Annotated in this window: 11 protein-coding genes, 1 tRNA gene and 1 other annotated feature; of the genes, 9 read left to right on the forward strand and 3 right to left on the reverse strand. The window is 52.3% G+C overall.

Going from position 1 to position 14,935, the window contains the following annotated elements; translation table 11 throughout:
• Positions 1 to 14 precede the first annotated feature (14 nt).
• The 4 genes from LOS79_RS31780 (at position 15) to LOS79_RS31795 (ending at position 4,420) form a co-directional block, all read left to right on the forward strand.
• On the forward strand, positions 15 to 1,469 hold the full coding sequence (locus LOS79_RS31780; RefSeq protein WP_315415018.1) for a serine hydrolase domain-containing protein: 1,455 nt from the start codon (positions 15 to 17) through the stop codon (positions 1,467 to 1,469).
• A gap of 124 nt (positions 1,470 to 1,593) precedes the next feature.
• Positions 1,594 to 2,787 (forward strand): glycosyltransferase family 4 protein, encoded by a 1,194-nt coding sequence (locus LOS79_RS31785; RefSeq protein WP_315415019.1) that lies wholly within the window; start codon positions 1,594 to 1,596, stop codon positions 2,785 to 2,787.
• Between the two features lie 23 nt (positions 2,788 to 2,810).
• On the forward strand, positions 2,811 to 3,410 hold the full coding sequence (locus LOS79_RS31790) for a TVP38/TMEM64 family protein (RefSeq protein ID WP_315415020.1): 600 nt from the start codon (positions 2,811 to 2,813) through the stop codon (positions 3,408 to 3,410).
• A gap of 11 nt (positions 3,411 to 3,421) precedes the next feature.
• Positions 3,422 to 4,420, forward strand: coding sequence for an LTA glycolipid anchor biosynthesis glycosyltransferase, IagA/BgsA family (locus LOS79_RS31795; RefSeq protein WP_315415021.1), 999 nt, complete (start codon positions 3,422 to 3,424; stop codon positions 4,418 to 4,420).
• A 96-nt stretch (positions 4,421 to 4,516) separates the two neighbouring features.
• On the opposite strand, the gene asnB is transcribed toward LOS79_RS31795, so the two are convergent.
• A complete protein-coding gene (asnB, locus tag LOS79_RS31800) occupies positions 4,517 to 6,361 on the reverse strand; it encodes an asparagine synthase (glutamine-hydrolyzing) (RefSeq protein WP_315415023.1) in 1,845 nt (614 codons plus the stop codon).
• 149 nt (positions 6,362 to 6,510) lie between these two features.
• Here asnB and LOS79_RS31805 point away from each other — a divergent pair, with 149 nt between their 5' ends.
• Together LOS79_RS31805 and LOS79_RS31810 are read left to right on the forward strand one after the other, a co-directional pair.
• The gene (locus LOS79_RS31805) at positions 6,511 to 6,867 is read left to right on the forward strand and encodes a hypothetical protein (RefSeq protein WP_315415024.1); all 357 of its coding nucleotides are present in this window, start codon (positions 6,511 to 6,513) and stop codon (positions 6,865 to 6,867) included.
• A 247-nt stretch (positions 6,868 to 7,114) separates the two neighbouring features.
• Positions 7,115 to 7,188, forward strand: a tRNA-Arg gene (locus LOS79_RS31810).
• A 1,061-nt stretch (positions 7,189 to 8,249) separates the two neighbouring features.
• Here LOS79_RS31810 and LOS79_RS31815 read toward each other — a convergent pair.
• Both LOS79_RS31815 and LOS79_RS31820 read right to left on the reverse strand, forming a co-directional pair.
• The gene (locus tag LOS79_RS31815) at positions 8,250 to 10,223 is read right to left on the reverse strand and encodes an arginine--tRNA ligase (protein ID WP_315415026.1); all 1,974 of its coding nucleotides are present in this window, start codon (positions 10,221 to 10,223) and stop codon (positions 8,250 to 8,252) included.
• A 59-nt stretch (positions 10,224 to 10,282) separates the two neighbouring features.
• Positions 10,283 to 10,504: a binding site (T-box leader), on the reverse strand.
• A 202-nt stretch (positions 10,505 to 10,706) separates the two neighbouring features.
• The gene (locus tag LOS79_RS31820) at positions 10,707 to 11,018 is read right to left on the reverse strand and encodes a hypothetical protein (protein ID WP_315415027.1); all 312 of its coding nucleotides are present in this window, start codon (positions 11,016 to 11,018) and stop codon (positions 10,707 to 10,709) included.
• A 230-nt stretch (positions 11,019 to 11,248) separates the two neighbouring features.
• On the opposite strand from LOS79_RS31820, the gene LOS79_RS31825 reads away from it, so the two are divergent.
• From LOS79_RS31825 to LOS79_RS31835, 3 genes are all read left to right on the forward strand, one after another.
• Entirely contained in the window at positions 11,249 to 11,608 is a 360-nt protein-coding gene (locus tag LOS79_RS31825; RefSeq protein ID WP_315415028.1) for a hypothetical protein, read from the forward strand.
• Between the two features lie 42 nt (positions 11,609 to 11,650).
• Positions 11,651 to 12,904 (forward strand): exosporium glycoprotein BclB-related protein, encoded by a 1,254-nt coding sequence (locus tag LOS79_RS31830; RefSeq protein WP_315415029.1) that lies wholly within the window; start codon positions 11,651 to 11,653, stop codon positions 12,902 to 12,904.
• A 206-nt stretch (positions 12,905 to 13,110) separates the two neighbouring features.
• Positions 13,111 to 14,925 carry a YcaO-like family protein gene (locus LOS79_RS31835; protein ID WP_315415030.1) on the forward strand — a complete coding sequence of 605 codons (1,815 nt, stop codon included), beginning with the start codon at positions 13,111 to 13,113 and terminating at the stop codon, positions 14,923 to 14,925.
• Positions 14,926 to 14,935 lie beyond the last annotated feature (10 nt).

A 14,935-nucleotide genomic window follows, 5' to 3' on the forward strand; every position in this document is an offset into this window, starting at 1 on the left:
GAGGGTGTGTCCCCTTGAAACTGATTAGAGAGGTCCCGGAGAAGCACGGGTTATCTTCACAGGCATTGAGCCGCTTCTTTACAGCGGTCAGGGAGCAGGGGCTCGAGGTGAACAGCTTCATGCTGCTGCAGCAGGGGCAGGTCACTGCAGAGTTTATCCGGAAGCCGTACCGCCCGGGCACGCCGCAGCTGCTCTATTCGCTTAGCAAAAGCTTCACCTCCATAGCGGCAGGAATCGCCTGGGACGAGGGGCTGCTGAAGCTGGATGATCCGGTAATCTCCTTCTTTCCGGACAAGCTGCCGGAGGCGGTATCGCCGCACCTGGCCCGTATGACGGTACACCATCTGCTCTCGATGAATGCCGGCCATGAAGAGGATATTTATCCGGCAGTGGTCCGGGAGCAGGACTGGGTCAGCGCTTTTCTCGCCCAAAAGGTAGAACATGAACCAGGCAGCCGCTACCGGTACAGCACCCCGTCGACTTATATGGTTGCGGCCATCATCGAGCGGGTGAGCGGCGAGCCGTTAGTCCGGTACCTGATGCCGCGCCTGTTCGGGCCGCTCGGCATTCCGGAGCCATCGTGGGAGAGTTGCCCGCAGGGTATTACGGCCGGCGGGATGGGCCTCAGCCTGTCTACAGAAAGTATAGCCAAGTTCGGACAGATGCTGCTGCAGCAAGGTATGTATAACGGGCAGAGGATCGTATCCGCGGAGTACCTTGCAAAGGCGGTACAGGAGCAGAGTGATAACCGGGCCGGGGTGCAGGGGCGGATCGATTCCGCGCAGGGCTATGGCTACCAGTTCCATCTCTGCCGGAGAGGCTGTTACCGGGGCGACGGCTCTTTTGGCCAGCTCTGCCTGGTTGCGCCGGAGCAGCATATGGTCATAGCCGTCACTGCCGGCTTCAAGAGCATGAGCCGCTTGCAGAGCCTGCTGGATCTGATTTTTGAATATATTATGGATGCGCTTGACACGGACAGTCTGCCTGAGGAACCCGGGCATCATGCCAGTCTGCTGAAGCAATTAACGGAATGGGGGGCTTCCGGCTTGCCGGCGGCGCAGCTGTCCTTGCCGGAGAAGTGGCCTGCGGCTGCCCGCAGCAGCCGTTACCGGATCAGCGGGAATCCGCACGGGCTGCAGAGCATTGCTTTTTCCCCGAATCAAACGCTCTTGGAGCTTCATATGGTATACGGGGATGAGCGGGATCAGACCCTGCCCTTTGACTATACGAAGCCGAGCGCAGCAGAAGGCGTATTCTATAAGGATCTTGCGCTGCACCGCCAGCAGATCATCACCTGTGCCGCTATACCGGCCGGCGATACGCTTAAGCTTACGCTATATTATATTGAAACTCCCTATATCGTCACTTACACCATAAAATTTCAGGAGGAAAGCCTGGAATTCAGCTTCAGCATTAACGTTTCGCTCAATATTCCGGAGTTTACGGCTGCGGGCAGGCAGATATGTTAATATTCCGTTTATAAATTGTTAAGAGGGTTTTAATAATAGTGTAGTACAATGTAAATAACCAAAAAAAGGAAGGTTTATTGCCGGGCTTGCTTCAGCTTGCAATGAAAGCAGAGGAGTGTTACGTATGAGAATCCTTATAACGACTGATTGGTATGAGCCTGTTGTAAATGGAGTTGTAACCTCCGTAGTGAATCTGCGCAGAGAGCTGCTGCAGCTGGGGCATGAGGTGCGTGTGCTGACCCTGTCCGGGAACGGAGTATCCTTTTACAAGGACGGAGTTACTTACATCGGCTCGCTCGGCGCCGGAGTCATCTATCCGGGAGCGCGGATCAGAACCGCTCTGGCAAGCAAGTATATCGATGAGCTGCTGGAGTGGAAGCCGGATATTATTCACTCCCAGTGTGAATTCAGTACTTTTTTTATGGCACGGCGTATCGGCAAAAAACTCGGCATCCCCATCATCCATACCTACCACACCGTGTACGCGGATTATACGCATTATTTCCTCCTGAATGAGAAATGGGGCAGATCGCTGGTTGCGGCATTCTCCAGAAACATCCTGAACAAAACCCAGGGAGTCATTGCCCCGACCGGGAAGGTTGCCGACCTGCTCAGCGGTTATGGGGTTACCCAGGACATCAAAGTGGTGCCTACAGGCATAGACCTCTGCCGGTTCGGCTTGCCTGTGCAGCAGGCGGAGCGGGCCTCAGCCAAGCAAAAGCTTAATATTCCAGAGACTGATACGGTGCTGCTGTTTGTCGGCAGGCTGGCGCAGGAGAAGAATCTGGAAGAAATTATTGAGTTTTTGGCCAAAATGAATAATACAGCCGTCACGCTGCTGATTGTGGGAGATGGACCGAACCGCGCAAGCCTGGAGCAGCTGGCCCGGACGCTGAAGGTGGCGCATAAGATAGTGTTTGCGGGAATGGTCCCGCCGAAGGAAGTGGCGGAATACTACCGCATGGGCGATATTTTTGTAAGTGCCTCACAAAGCGAGACCCAAGGGCTGACTTACGTAGAGGCTTTGGCGAGCGGGCTGCCGGCACTATGCAGGAAGGACCCGTGTCTTGATCAGGTGATCATTGATGGGGTGAACGGCTGGCAGTATACGTCCTTTGAACAGTTTCATGCCCAGTTCACGGCAATTATCCAGAACGGAGAAGATTACCGGGAGCTGTCGGCGGGGGCCAGGGCTCATGCTGTCAGCAATTATTCCTCTGCCGCTTTTGCGGCCCGGATTGAGGAAACCTACATCAAGACAATCGCAGAAATGCAGGGAATGCCGGAGGGGCATTATGTAATGTCGCCGGTTCGATAAATCCAGTCTGCCGAGGTGCATACATGACAAAAGGAAATTTGCGCAGCAAGATGAATCTGCTGACGGTGCTTGGTCTGCTGGGTTGTCTGATTTTTATTGCTTACGGTTTGCAGACACGGATCTTTTATTCGGAATCTGCACTGCAGCAGTTTCTTGCCCGGTTTGGCCCCTGGGCACCGATCCTGTTTATAGTGTTCCAGGCGGTGCAAGTGATCGTGCCCATTCTTCCCGGCGGCATCGGCTGTCTTGCCGGTGTGCTGATCTTCGGCCCCCTGCTGGGCTTCGCTTATAACTATATCGGTATCTGCCTGGGGTCAATCTGCGCTTTTCTCATAGCCAAGAGATACGGTACACCGATTGTCAGGAGCATGTTTCCCCCGAAGCTATACCGGAAATATGTGGCCTGGACGGAGACCAATAATAACTTCGACAAAATGTTCACCATAGCCATCTTCCTGCCCGTGGCACCGGATGATTTCTTGTGTTATCTGGCAGGAACCACCAAGATGACTCTGCAAAAATTCACGGCAGTGATCCTGTTCGGGAAACCAATGGCTATTGCGCTGTACAGCTTCGGGCTGAGTCTGGTATTCCAGAACATTGTGGCGCTGCTGCAGCGATGAGGGATACGGACATGAGAATTCTAATCTATTCAGGCCTGATGAGGATTGTAGCCAAAAGCGGGATCGGACAAGCTATGCGCCAGCAGCAAGAAACGCTTGCGCTGATGAACATGCCGAGCACAATGGATGCCAGGGAGAGCTATGATGCTGTCCATCTGAATACGATTTTTCCCGATTCCCTGCTGATATGCTGGCGGGCGAAGCGGCAAGGGAAAAAGGTTGTCTATTATGCGCACTCTACCATGGAGGATTTCCGTAACTCCTTCCGCGGGTCCAATGTGGTGGCGCCGCTGTTCAAGCGCTGGATTACGTACTGCTACAATAGCGGGGATATCATCATTACACCTACCGGCTATTCGAAAAAACTGCTGGAAGGCTACAACCTGAAGCGGCCCGTCTATAGCCTGTCCAACGGCATAGATACGGAATTCTTCAGGCCGGAGGAGTCGGCAAGGCAAAGATTCCGCAGCAAATACGGGCTGCAGCCGGGTGACAAAGCAGTAATCTCAGTCGGGCATTACATTCAGCGCAAAGGCATCACCGATTTCGTTACGCTTGCCGGACTGCTGCCAGAATACCAGTTCTACTGGTTCGGTTATACCAACCCGAACCTCATTCCCCGGGAGGTGAAGCAGGCGATCTCCCGGAAGCTGCCTAATCTTCACTTCCCAGGATATGTGGACCGGCAGGAGCTGCGTGATGCTTACTCCGGCAGTGACCTGTTCCTCTTCCTGAGCCATGAGGAGACGGAGGGGATTGTCCTCCTGGAAGCGCTGGCCAGTCAGGTTCCGGTCCTTCTGCGCGATATCCCCATCTATGCTGAATGGCTGAAAGAGGGCGAGACCGTGTATAAGGGGAGGACAATCAGCGAGTTCCGGGAGAAGATTGCCGCCATGCTGGAGCGGAGACTTCCGGATCTGACGGAGCGGGGTTATCAGGAGGTACTGGATAATGACCTCAAGGAGGTTGGCCGGAGGCTGCTGGCGATCTATGAAAAGGAACTGAATTGAACAGCAGCCCAGACTCCCGGGGTTATCCCCGGAGCCTGGGCTGCCTGATTGCTGTTACGGTTAAATCCCGCAGAAACGGAGATGAAGCCCGGATCTTTACCCGATGGACACATTATATTTCCGCAGCCACAGATCCACCTGGGCCAGATAAGCGAATAACTGCGGGCCGGACATCAGCTGGCCGAACCACGGCAGGTTGCTGGAGGACTCCGGTGATGCGGCAATTTCCCGGATTTTGGCGGGATCGATCAGCGGCAGGAGCGGTGAGGAGGGGTCATCCAGAATGCTCAGCACCTGCGAACGCACCTTGTTCAGATAGGCCGGGTTATGGGTTTTGGGATACGGGCTTTTTTTGCGGTAGAGTACATCATCCGGCAATACGCCCTCAAGCGCCTTGCGGAGAATACCTTTCTCGCGATTGCCGACCGTCTTGATCTCCCAAGGGATATTAAATACATATTGCACCAGCCGGTGGTCACAATAAGGAACGCGGACCTCCAGGCCCACTCCCATACTCATCCGGTCCTTGCGGTCCAGCAGCGTAGGCATGAAGCGGGTAATGTTGAGATAGGACATCACGCGCATCTGCGCCTGCTTACCGGTCTCGCCGTCCAGCCGCGGCACTTCGGCTACAGCATCGCTGTAACGGTCACCCAAATATTCCAGCGGGCGTATCCACTCATTGATTTCCGGCGACAATAGGCTTGCACGCATCTTAGGAGCTACAGACCAGGGGAAGGTGCCGGAAGAGAGCATCTCTTCGCGGTGAAACCAGGGGTAGCCGCCGAAGATTTCATCTGCTGCTTCTCCTGAAATCGCAACCGTGGCCTTCTTCTTAATCTCCTGGCAGAACAGGTAGAGGGATGAATCTACATCGGTCATTCCCGGCAGATCGCGGGAGTAAAGGGCGTTATCGAGTGCTGCTACCAGCTCCGGAGTATCGAATGCAATAAAATGATGATTCGTATTCAGCTCGTCAATCATCCGCCGAATCCAGGGGCCGTCTGCTCCGGGCTGGAAGGTATGGCTCTTGAAATGCTTATCATTGTCTACGTAATCGACAGAGAAGGTATCAACCCGGCCCTGGCCGGTCCGGTTGTAATAATCTACGGCGAGTGCCGTCAAGGCGCTGGAATCAAGCCCGCCGGAGAGCAGGGAGCAGACCGGCACATCCGAGACCAGCTGGCGCTCCAGCGTATCCTGCAGCAATTCGCGTACACGGGCGGCGGTTTCATCTATGGTTTCTGTATGCTGGACACTCTCCAGCTGCCAGTAGGCATAGATGCGGGTTCCGCTGCGGCTGTAAATCATGGCATGACCCGGGCGAAGCTCGAATATATCTTTGTATACACCCTGTCCCGGTGTCCGGGCCGGACCGATGATGAAGATTTCGGCCAGTCCTTCCGGTCCGACCTTCGGCTGAACCTTAGGGTGCTGGAGCAGCGCCTTTGGTTCGGAGCCGAATACGAAGACATCGTCTACCTGGCTGTAGAATAAAGGCTTCACTCCCAGACGGTCACGGGCCAGAAATACCTGGTCACGCAGACTGTCCCAGACGGCAAAAGCGAAGATACCGTTAAGCTTCTCCGTGCAGTCCGGCCCCCATTCGATATAGGCATGCAGCAGAACCTCGGTATCGCATTCGGTGAGGAAATGGTGCCCGCGCTGCTTGAGCTCTTTTTTCAGCTCCGGGGCGTTATATAGCTCGCCGTTATACACAATTGCGTACACCTTATCATCTTGGCGGGCAATCATCGGCTGTGCGCCGTTCTCAGGATCGATGACGCTGAGTCTGCGGTGTCCAAAAGCAATGGGACCCGAAATCCAGGTGCCGGCTGCATCCGGTCCGCGGTTTGCTAAAGTTTCAGTCATTCTGACAAGCAGTTGCGAGTGCCCTGTAAGATCACCGCGCCACTGGACGAATCCGGTTATTCCGCACATGCTGGTTCATCCTCTCTTTTTGTGCGATTGTTGTCTGTCCTTTCTTTTTTGCCAAGTAATACAGATATATGCCGATTGAAGGGATAAAATGTATGTCCTTATCCGAACACTAGAGGAGAGGGAAATTTGCCAGGAGGGATGGATGACAAGTGTATTACATTAAAGACGCCAAAATCCGCAGAATGACTGAGTATGACGGTGCACCTTGTGCAGAAGTTGGCGTATTGCCCGGGGCAGTCGGCGATTCCGCACTGCTGGTGTATATTGTGGAGGACCGGCGCGAGGAAGGTTACGAAATTGTCCGGATTCTGACGAATGATGCGGATACCGCCACCGACTGGTTTGACAACAATCTGCATGATGCCTTCAAGGATGTTACGGTTACCGGCTTCACCGGCAGCATCGTAATGAGCCCGGAGGATGAACGCTCCAAATTCCAGCGCGAGCTGCTGATCTTCGGTAATCTGAAGAAACAGCTGGGCGAGCACTTCCGGCAATACGGCTAGCCGCAGCCTCGCGTAGCAAGGAATCGCATAAAACGATAATAATCTATAGGCTGAACAATAGAGCAGGAAGCTTGTTGTACCGCAGGTACGGAGGCTTCTTTTTTTTTTGCCGGATGCCGTGTTCCCGGTAAAAAGAGGTTGGCAGCTGCTGCCGATTTGCCCTCCGGGAGAGTTAAGTCTTGATTTTTTCTGTGAATCAGGTATAATAAATAACGTTGCGTTATTACATAGTACTGATTTCATATATGTCCCGGTAGCTCAGCCGGATAGAGCATGCGCCTTCTAAGCGCACGGTCGGGGGTTCGAATCCCTTCCGGGACGTAAGCAAACAGCCTTCCTTCGGGAAGGCTGTTTTGCGTCCGGGGGGATGAGAAGCCTGGGCGGCAGCCGGGTACGTTGGAGCATCCGCTTCGATAGGAACACTTCGCAATCAGCCCAAATGGGCTGTATCCCTTCCGGGACGTAAGTAAACAGCCTTCCTTCGGGAAGGCTGTTTTGCGTCCGGGGGGATGAGAAGCCGGCGCGTCAGCGAGGGTACGTTGGAGCATCCGCTTCGATAGGAATACTTCGCAATCAGCCCGAATGGGCTGTATCCCTTCCGGGACGTAAGTAAACAGCCTTCCTTCGGGAAGGCTGTTTTGCGCCCGGGGGATGAGAAGCCGGCGCGTCAGCGAGGGTACGTTGGAGCATCCGCTTCGATAGGAACACTTCGCAATCAGCCCAAATGGGCTGTATCCCTTCCGGGACGTAAGTAAACAGCCTTCCTTCGGGAAGGCTGTTTTTGCGCCCGGGGGATGAGAAGCCGGGGCGTCAGCCGAGGAACGCCTGAGCATCCGCTTCGTTAGCACCAGCTTCGCAATCAGCCCGCCGCCATAGCCGCTAAGTTACTCAACCCCCGCAAGCCGACAGCGATCATCCAAGTAACAAGCATCTACACGTCACCAGGCTGTATCCTTGCGGACATGAGAGACCTTATTTGGGCAGAACACAGCTTTTCGCAGGCTATGCGGACACAGATGCCGTTAAGTAACCCGTTTACCTTCATTCGGAGCTGAAATGAGCCAAATAACGCCTCCTGTGTCCGCAAGAATTAGAAAAGCTGGTTTTACCGCTAAATAACGTCCTCTGTGTCCGCATGGATAGCGGATGGTACTCTCATCCCGCACTCTGCCGCATATTGGGACTTTCCCGCCCACCCTGCATCTAGCCACTCCGCACTTTTATGCTATTCCACACTTCATGTCACTCCACGCCACACGCCACCCTAGCCAAATATTACTCAACCCCCGTAAGCCTGCGTCGATCATCAGAGTAACTATCATATACGTCACCAGGCAGCATCCTTGCTGACAGGCAGGCCTGTGTTCGTGGCGGATGTCAACTTACATCCGCTCGGGCTTAGGCAGGCCCAGCACATCAAGCGCCTCGCCTAAGGTGGCGGCGAAACGCCGGGTGAGCCAGAGGCGGAAGGCAATGCTGCCAGGCTCACCCTTGAGAATCGGGCAGGCGGAGTAGAAGTTACTGAACAGGGATGCCAGACTATGCGCATAGTTGCAGACCGTATTCGGTGTGAGCTCCCGGCTGGCCGTGTACAGCGTATCCTGCCATAAGCTAAGCTGTCTCAGCAAGGCTAGCTCGGCTGCCTCAAGCTGGGGCGGGAAAGGTGGCAGGCTGCTGCCTCCGCTGCAAACAGCATTGCCGTCAACGCCTCCGCTGCTGCCATTCCCGCTGTCGCTATCATAACCGCCGTTGCCGCTATCCGCCCGTGCGTGGCCGTAAGCCGCCAAGCCCTCACCCTTGCTAAGCACACGGCTGGCCCGGGCATAAGCATACATCAGATAGACGCCGGTGTTGCCGGAGACTTCCATTGCCTGCTTGAAATCAAATACAATCTCCGTACCGAGATTGAAGCGCAGCAGGTAGTAGCGGATGGCAGCGGTGGCGATGAGCCGGCTGGACAGGCCGTTTTTATCCGAACGGGTGGCTTCGATTGTATTCTCCATGAGCCGGACCAGCTCGGTCACCTTAATGCCGATTCCCTGGCGCCCGGAAATGGCGTAGGAGCTTTTGGCGCTGGACGTATCAATGCCAAGCCCGGCAGCGGAAGCCGGACTCAACGACACCACTCCATAGCTGACATGATGCAGCTGTTCCGCCTGACTGGTGTACCCCAGCGCCTGGAAGGCCTGCTTAACCATCGCCTGCGGATATTCCTGCCTGTAATCGATGACGTTAACTACCTTGTCCGCCTGTCCAAAAGGCCGCGCCTCACCCGTAAGTCCGGTCGTCCACAGCCCGCTGTTAAACTCGCTGTAGGCGAAGTCCTTATCCAGCAGGCCGAATTTCCACAGGTGATAAGCAATATCCTTGGCGGTATAGGTCAAAATTCCGTTCGAACGCACCAGTACCTTATCCTTCTGATGTTCTTCTTCCAGGTCCTGTGCGGTACCATCACCAGCGGCAGATTGCTTCAGTATCCAGCAGCCGGCGAGCTTGCCTTCCGTCTCCCGGACAAACACATCCGTCTGTGACAGAAGGTCGAATGCCGAAGCCCAGAAGCCTTCCTTCACGATACTGCTCTCCCACACCAGCAGATCGTAATGAATGCCGAAGCCGCGCATCTCCTCCACATGCTCTTTTACAATCTTCTCGGCGACCAGGGTACCGATCCAGGCGGTGTTTCCGTCTCCTTGCTCCAGCGCATGAAGAATCTCCGTCCGTTTCTGCACCGTCTCCGGATGCTGCGCATATTCTTTATTAATCTCGGCATAGATGTCCCAGCAGTAATCCCCGAAACGGACATGCTCCCCCGCAAGCGGAACGTTAAGCAGGCCGGCCACCGTATCTGCAAGCTGGTTACCGAGATCGTCCACGTAGTTGTGTACCTCGACGGTGTGCCCGGTGTGCCGCAGAATTCTAACCAGCGCATCCCCGATACAGGAGTTTCTCAAGTGCCCGATATGCATACTTTTATTAGGATTAACGCTGGTATGTTCCACAATCACCTTCTCGCCGGCTGCCTGCGGCAGTGTGAAGTCTGCGGAGGCCCATTTCGCCCAGTCGATATACATATTAATGAACCCGGGCGGCGCAACCTCAATTCTCTGCAGCAGCCCGTTCACAGCACCTGAAGCGGTAAGCTCATGAGCGATTAGTCCGGCGATGGCCACCGGGGCCTTGCGCAGGGTACGGGCCAGCTGCATGGCAATATTGCTGGAGAAGTCTCCATGATCCGCACTCGCAGGCTGCTCCAGAGCCACGTTTACCGGAGTGATACCGGGGATTTCCAGATTTCCCGCTACCTTTTGAATACATTGCTCCAGACTGTCTTTGATGATTTGGCTTAATGTTGACATGAATAAGTACCTCCCATACATTTGTGAAAAAAAATCAGACAAAAAAAGCCTTCGTCTCTAAAAGAGACGAGGCTTATGCGCTCGCGGTACCACTCTCGTTGCCGAACCTGCAGTTCAGCCACCTCACAGGTTAACGGTCCTTAGCCGGGGCTTCCTACTTTCAGGTTCAGAAGTCCATCTCACGGGTGCGCTTCATGCTCAGGATCTGTACCGGCTTACACTCTCCCGGCTCGCTGGGGACTAGATCTCATGGACATTACTCTCCCGGTCATCGATTGAATATTGATTTTAATCAGTATAGCGAATTTCTGGAAGAAAGCAAGAGGTAACTAATCCGCAGTCGGCGCGCCTGTCAGATCCTTGATGTCTGTTGAGCCATAAATCAATAGCGCAATAACTATAACCAGCAGTAGCCCTCCGGCAAAGCCTTCTCCGTCAAAACTGTCCATATCCCGTACCCCGCTTTCACTTCTTAGTAGGTGATCAGGAGTTTTCGGCTTTCTTTTTCAAGGCGGCCATAATCTCATTCAGCGTCAGACTGCTGTTGTCATCGAGGAAGCTGACCAGCTTGTCGACATTGCTGCTGCTTAAATCACTGAGCGTTTTATATTTGCCCACCAGACTGACGAACAGTGAGGCATCCGTATACATCTGGACAGAGTCAACCTTCAGCTTGCCGGACAAAAGAAGGGCAGCCACTGCAAATTCCAGCCCTTTGGGGATCTGGGTTTTGGAATTGTCCGGTGTTTTTTTGGCGCCGGCGGCGGTCTTTTTTCCTTTTCCAGGAGGGGGCATAGGACTCCCTTCTTCCACGTAGCATTCATGCAGAATAGCGGCACAGAGGCGGTCTTACCTTAACTAAATAATATGCATTTCTGCAGATTTTGGTGAATAGGACCAGTCCCATGTCCACACCGATAAGCGCCAGCGCGAATATGAATATAGTGTGCGATTAATCATCAATCGTTGCTAGTAAGAGAGTTTCACAGGCAACAATGCTAGACAGGAAGGAGGGATAGGGCGGTATGCCGATTTTATCAACAGGACCGATTGAGAATAATGCCGTATCGGGAGTGAGACCCACGCAGACCGTTACGGTCAGGCTGGTGAAGCGGGATGCCATGGGCGTGTCCGCAGTCAGTATTCAGGGCTATTTGCTTAATGGAACAAGAACGCTGTATGTAAGTGAGGTTATTACTATTGCTCCGAATGAAGTGGTGACCAGGGATTATTTTGCCGATCTGGATGCCTTTGAATTTATTTTTACAACTGGAGAAGCAGCAGTGGAGGAGCTCGGAATTTCCATATGGGGCAAAAACGCTGCCGGTGAGCTGGTAGATGCCCATCGTGTGGTTTCGCAGGAGATTTTAAACCCGGAAGTATAACGAGTACACAACATTATATTATGTAAAGGAGTGCTTGAAACGATGGGGTTTTTATCCACGGGACCGATAGAAAATAATATGGTTAGCGGCGTAAGACCGACCACCCAGGTTACGGTCAGAATTGATAACCGCAGTCCCTTTGCTGCTTCAACGATATCGGTTCAGGGATATTATATGAGCGGCGGAGTAAGGGTGCTGTATGTTAGCGAAGCCATTACCGTAGATCCGGATCAAGCGATCACGACTACCTATTTTGCGGATTTAGATGCTTTTGAATTTACGTTCACAACACCGGCTGCAGCAGATGATCCGATTCAGGTATCCGTGTGGGGTAAGAGCAGCACGGGTGAGCTGGTTACCGCACATCGTCTGGTTTCTGCAGAATTGCTGAGCGATCTCACCGGTGTTACCGGGGCCACGGGACCTATGGGGCCAACGGGAGCGACGGGCGATACAGGCGCGACAGGAGGTACTGGAGCGGCAGGTGCGACCGGAGATACTGGAGCGACAGGTGCAACTGGAGCGACCGGGGGTACTGGAGCGACCGGGGGTACTGGAGCGACCGGGGGTACTGGAGCGACCGGGGGTACTGGAGCGACTGGAGGTACTGGAGCGACCGGGGGTACTGGAGCGACCGGAGGTACTGGAGCGACCGGAGGTACCGGAGCGACCGGGGGTACTGGAGCGACTGGAGGTACTGGAGCGACCGGAGGTACCGGAGCGACCGGTGCAACAGGAACGAACGGAGTAACGGGGGCGACAGGTGCCACCGGGTCAGGAGCGGTGATTCCTTATGCTTCCGGGCTTCCTGCGGCACTCACAACCGTGCTTGGCGGGCTGCTGAATACTTCCAGCCTGGTTGGTTTCGGCAACAGTGCTGGAGGTGTCAGCGTAAATGGCGGAGTAATTGACTTGACAGGTGCGGCGGGAACGCTGCTGAACTTCGCCTTCTCGGTTCCGCGTGCCGGAACGATTACTTCACTGGCAGCTTATTTCAGTACGACTGCTGCTCTTACCCTTGTAGGTTCAACCGTGAGCATAACAGCGCAGCTGTTCCAGTCCACGACCCCGAATAACAGCTTCACCGCTGTTCCCGGAGCGTCGGTAACGCTGGCACCTCCGCTGACAGGTATTCTTGCCCTTGGCACGATCAGCAGCGGCTTAACTTCAGGACTCAGCATACCGGTAGCAGCCGGAACCCGTCTGCTGATGGTCTTCTCAGCAGGTGTAACTGCCGGTCTGGATGTAGCATCTACTGTGGCCGGTTATGCCAGCGGCGGTCTTACCATTGCCTAGAACCGTTAGTGGATTCTAGTATAAAAGGATAATTTACAAGCACAAAGGGACCTCCGAGCCGATGGCTGACGGACGTCCCTTTGTGTGTTTTATCTGATGCGCAGCTGCACGGCCAACGATTTTGTTATGCCTCTGCAAAAAATCCTAATATTACCTTTTAAGATGGAAAAATCACCTTTTAGGAGCAAAGACTTAAAAAAAGGCGATTGAGCTACTATATTGTTGTAAAAGAGAAGAGGAAAGAGGAGCTGGAAATGAATCTGATTGCGGCAATCTTGGATAGGATTGAAACAGGTTGTCCCAATAATTCCATTTCTGACTTATATCTGCGGATTTCGGGGATGTCTGTATTCATCTCACTTACCGGTAAAGAAATTGAGTTGCACCGCAAAGTTGATGTTTGTGTTGCTGTCGGGCATTCCAAACTGTATGTATTTCCACTGAAGCCGCAAGGGGGAAATTGTGTAAACAGCTTTTTAAGCAGGCTGAATTTATATTATGAAAGCTTCTTTATCTCTAATTCTAATACCCGGCTCTTTGAAACTATAAAGAGAATCAAGGGGGAACTGTTGAATAGGACGATTGATTTTCCCCCGCATAAATCAAGTAGGGGTGAATCTTTAAGTTACTTGTCCGTTACTTATGATCCATGGAGCATTAAACAAGAGGTGTTTGTTCAAGGACATGGATGCCCCGGGTGTACAAGTGCAAATGTCAATCAGATCCGGCAAGAGGAATTTCAATATATAGCTCCCGTAAAAGCAGCAAATAATTATTATCAAACCCCGCCCTCAGACAAATTATTAGAGATGATCTGTTCAGAGTTGCCGATATTCATGAGCAGACAAGAGTACAAGGAGGGGTTATATAAAAGTGATGTTTTCTTCTTTAATCATCATTTTGGCCAATATATGAATGCTTCCAGTCTTAAAGGAAATTCTGAGCAAAGCATGAAGCTAGCGATCTTAGAAGCTGTTGAAAGATATTCCGGTACATGTAAACCCAGCAATCAGGTTACTTACCGTGGAAGTTACGACAAACTCATTGAAGAAAAGAAAAAGATTGTGAATGTACAAGAGTTTGGTTTAGAAGGACAAAACAAAACTGTTGTTGACTGGATTGAGGTGTTCTCATGGAAAGCACAGAATCAAGTATTAATTCCGGAGGAACTGGTGTATTACAAACACCGCAGGAATAATAATTTACCTATTATTGGAAATTCAAATGGAAATTCAGTAGGCACAAACCTTATAGAATCTGTTTTTTATGGTGTGCTTGAAGTAATAGAAAGAGATGCATTTCTGAATCACTGGTATTTGAGGAGAAGGCCCAAGCGAATAGACTTATCTTCTGTAAAAAGTAAAGGAACAATAGCTGCAATCAATAGAATCCAGGAGCTTGGATATAGTTTGCACTGCTTCGATATAACTACCGAACTTGGAATTCCAACAATATGGTTATTTGCAGAGGGTTGTGTGGAACCTTCATTTGCCACCTACACGACAACAGGGATAAGCATAGATCCAGCGAAGGCTTTGGATAAAGCCCTTGAAGAAATGCTATATGCATTCCTTACCTATACAGATTTTGACACAATTAAAGAACAAGCCTTGAGGGTATTAAGCGGTAAAGTTAGTGTTATGCAGGATCATCCGTTATTGTACGCTTTACCACAAATGCGGGGAGAATTCGACTTTTTGTTTGGGGATACGATAGAGGAACAAGACTTTGACGATAATTTTCCTGAGTTTATCCCCGCCGAAATCAACCTTACTGCGAAGTTGCAGCATTTGCTAACGCAAATCGGGCAGCTCTATGGAAATGTGTATATTGCAGATCTTACTCCAAAAGGGTTCATAGATTACAACATTAAAGCGGTCAAAGTAGTGATTCCTGGCCTCCAGCAACTTTGGTTTGGAGCAGATTACATAAGTATTTCTGAGCAGAGATTAAGGCAGATTGCGAATTATTGGAAAATGGTAACATATGAAGTAAACGTGGGCATGCATCCTTATCCGTAAAAGGAGAACT

Source organism: Paenibacillus sp. MMS20-IR301 (assembly GCF_032302195.1).
Taxonomy (GTDB): domain Bacteria; phylum Bacillota; class Bacilli; order Paenibacillales; family Paenibacillaceae; genus Paenibacillus_AQ.

Coding starts and splice junctions, on each gene's coding strand:
- LOS79_RS31785 (WP_315415019.1), top strand. CDS start 1,594: ATGAGAATCCTTATAACGACTGATTGGTATGAGCCTGTTGTAAATGGA.
- LOS79_RS31790 (WP_315415020.1), top strand. CDS start 2,811: ATGACAAAAGGAAATTTGCGCAGCAAGATGAATCTGCTGACGGTGCTT.
- LOS79_RS31795 (WP_315415021.1), top strand. CDS start 3,422: ATGAGAATTCTAATCTATTCAGGCCTGATGAGGATTGTAGCCAAAAGC.
- asnB (WP_315415023.1), bottom strand. CDS start 6,361: ATGTGCGGAATAACCGGATTCGTCCAGTGGCGCGGTGATCTTACAGGG.
- LOS79_RS31815 (WP_315415026.1), bottom strand. CDS start 10,223: ATGTCAACATTAAGCCAAATCATCAAAGACAGTCTGGAGCAATGTATT.
- LOS79_RS31820 (WP_315415027.1), bottom strand. CDS start 11,018: ATGCCCCCTCCTGGAAAAGGAAAAAAGACCGCCGCCGGCGCCAAAAAA.
- LOS79_RS31825 (WP_315415028.1), top strand. CDS start 11,249: ATGCCGATTTTATCAACAGGACCGATTGAGAATAATGCCGTATCGGGA.
- LOS79_RS31830 (WP_315415029.1), top strand. CDS start 11,651: ATGGGGTTTTTATCCACGGGACCGATAGAAAATAATATGGTTAGCGGC.